At 35.3% G+C, this 1,738-nt stretch carries 1 protein-coding gene; it reads left to right on the top strand.

Translation table 11 applies throughout. The annotated features are described in order from the left end of the window. Positions 1-233: 233 nt before the first annotated feature. The gene (locus tag H4J63_RS19660) at positions 234-1,421 is read left to right on the top strand and encodes a hypothetical protein (protein ID WP_010553585.1); all 1,188 of its coding nucleotides are present in this window, start codon (positions 234-236) and stop codon (positions 1,419-1,421) included. The last annotated feature ends 317 nt before the right edge of the window (positions 1,422-1,738 follow it).

Here is a 1,738-nt window from a genome sequence, read left to right as displayed (position 1 = left end):
TCTGCTTGCTGAGAAGCTATTTATCGACTTGCAGAAAACAATATGTATCTGCAAGCCTAGCCCTTGAGTTATTATTCAAAAATCAGCTGCCTGATGTATTCATTTCAGATGAGGCTGAATAGTTACGTTCTTTTTAATGCTTGGCTTTATGTATGCTTTAATTAAATTTATAATTCAAGCATACAAATTACGTGCATAAAAAGTAATGGATACAAATTTTAGTGGAACTTAATATGACATTTTTAAAAAATGTAAAGCAACAAGCGGCGACTAAAACGCCTTCTGAATTAGAGCGTTTATGGCAGCGAATTGAAAAACATACTAAGCGTAACGCAAACTTTGATATTAAAAAGCAGATCCTGTTTTCTCAATTTCAAGAACAAGTAGAGCACCATGAGCAAATTCAAGCTCAAATGATTGCAGAACAAATTATTCATTTTAGTAAGTTTATCCAACGTAAAAGCTTAACTATTGAACAGCGTAATGAACTTGTGGATTGGATAAATGAAGATTTAGATTATTTGTCAGAACATCCATTCATTGGCGAGTTGAATGTTGAGGAAGTGTCTCAAGTTTTTCAATCTTACCTAAATAAGTATAACCAAGATACGGTTAGTACAATCCCTTCTTCAGAGTTAAACATATTACGTAATATGTTACAGCAAGATTTCCCCGGTTTAGAATTAACAGATGACGAACTGAGAGAAATAACAGCTGATCCTTCATTGCTTTATAAGCACCTTGACGAGCAAGGTTTTGGTGAGGAGAAAGATGATGAAGCGTTTAGTGCAGATAATATGCACTATGAACAAGATGAAGATTGGGATGACTTTTTTGACCAACACGAGCGATTTGATCGCGATGAAATTAAACAACAAAAAAACAACTCAAAATTAGAAAAGTTATTTAAAGGCTCGCAGCTAAACAAAATGTATAAACGTTTAGCATCTAAGTTGCATCCAGATAAAGAATCTGATCTTGCAAAAAAAGCAGAAAAACACGAACTAATGCAACAGTTAGTACAAGCTCGAAAAGAGAAAGACGGTTTTACTTTATTACAACTTTACATAAGCCATTTTGACGACGATGTCGATTTTGACGAAGAAACCAAAGCAAACTTAATTCCGTTACTGCAAAATAAAATAATCGAGCTAAATGAACAGCATCGGCAACAAAAAGAAAGTAATGACCAATATACAATTGTGTGGCGTAAGTTTAATGGTCGTAGTAAAGCGCAAATTAAAGATAATTTTGTAAACCATTTAGCGGCGCTGAATAATGAATGTGATGAAATTGCTAAACGTTTAGAGTATTGCACTACGGTTAAATCACTTAAAGAAGAGCTTAACAACCGAATTATGAATAAACGTCATATGCCCATGTCTTTAGAGGCGGCTCTGGAAAACATGTTCAATTTTTGATGAATTAACAGTGACGCCAGCCTAAGTTTTTTCATTAAGTTAGAATGGCTGTCCTGTTTAGCTGTTTCTTTACGCTGCGGCAACTGTATTGCCTTGTTCATAATGTAGAAAAGCTGCAAAACGCGATGTATTAAGCAAGATAAGCCCTTAGTTCCTCAATAAAGTCACTCAAACACTAGGGTCTGTTGAACTTTCAAGGTTAAATTTGCAGCAGTCTGTTTGGTATTTAGGCAAGGCAGAGCCTATACAGTGTGGTTATTCCCCATAAATAGGCGATAACGTAGCATTAATGCCAAACAGGCGCTGCCCAAAGGGTT

Origin of the sequence: Pseudoalteromonas sp. 5Ae-yellow (genome assembly GCF_014077565.1) — a bacterium.
GTDB lineage: Bacteria > Pseudomonadota > Gammaproteobacteria > Enterobacterales > Alteromonadaceae > Pseudoalteromonas.
This window is presented reverse-complemented; position numbering and strand designations above follow the sequence as displayed.

Excerpts from the sequence above, each read along its gene's own strand:
- H4J63_RS19660 (WP_010553585.1), top strand. The coding sequence starts at position 234 with ATGACATTTTTAAAAAATGTAAAGCAACAAGCGGCGACTAAAACGCCT.